Origin of the sequence: Kineococcus siccus (assembly GCF_009906795.1) — a bacterium.
GTDB classification, from domain to species: Bacteria; Actinomycetota; Actinomycetes; order Actinomycetales; family Kineococcaceae; genus Kineococcus; species Kineococcus siccus.
The window spans coordinates 1-599 of sequence record NZ_JAAALN010000446.1; the positions used below are offsets into that span (position 1 = coordinate 1).

Genomic DNA, 599 nt, shown 5'->3' on the forward strand with positions numbered 1-599 from the left:
GCATCGACGGCCATCCTGATCGCCCGCTCACGCAGCTCGTCGGGATACTTCCTCGGTGCAGCCATGGAGACCATCATCCTCTCGAAGGCGTGGGTTGGTGGTCCCCATCAAACCCGGGCCTTGACACAACGCCAGCACCGCTCGGGCCAGGACGACGTGCTGACGCACGAGGTGAACGGCCAAGCACCCGCCGACCGTGCTGCTGACCAGGCCGAGAGCGGCACCGAACAACGCACCGAACGGAGCCCCGTAGAACACCCCGAGAGCCAGCTCGGATCCAGTGCTCAGCTCCTCATCGCCCAGCAGGGCCAGAGCGCCGGTGACGGCCCCGCCGGCGATGCCCAGCAACGTACCCGCCAAAGCGGTCCGACCCGTGCCGGCCCATCGCCGAGCTCGTTCAGCCTTGTCCATCGTGGAAGGCCCCTCAAGGTGAGCCACGGGGCGACCGCGGTGCGTGTCAAGCGTGGCGACCTGTCAAGGCCCGGGTTTGATGGAGGGCGTGAAGCCACGCGGGTCAGGCACCAGCCGCGACGGGGTGAGTGCTGAACTGGGCCTCGTACTCCACGGGAGGGATCATTCCGAGCTCCCCGTGTAGCCGG

General features: G+C 67.9%; 1 pseudogene. It reads left to right on the forward strand.

The features are described from left to right. Positions 1-546: pseudogene (locus GTR02_RS22545) on the forward strand (hypothetical protein); the annotation flags it as partial. Positions 547-599 lie beyond the last annotated feature (53 nt).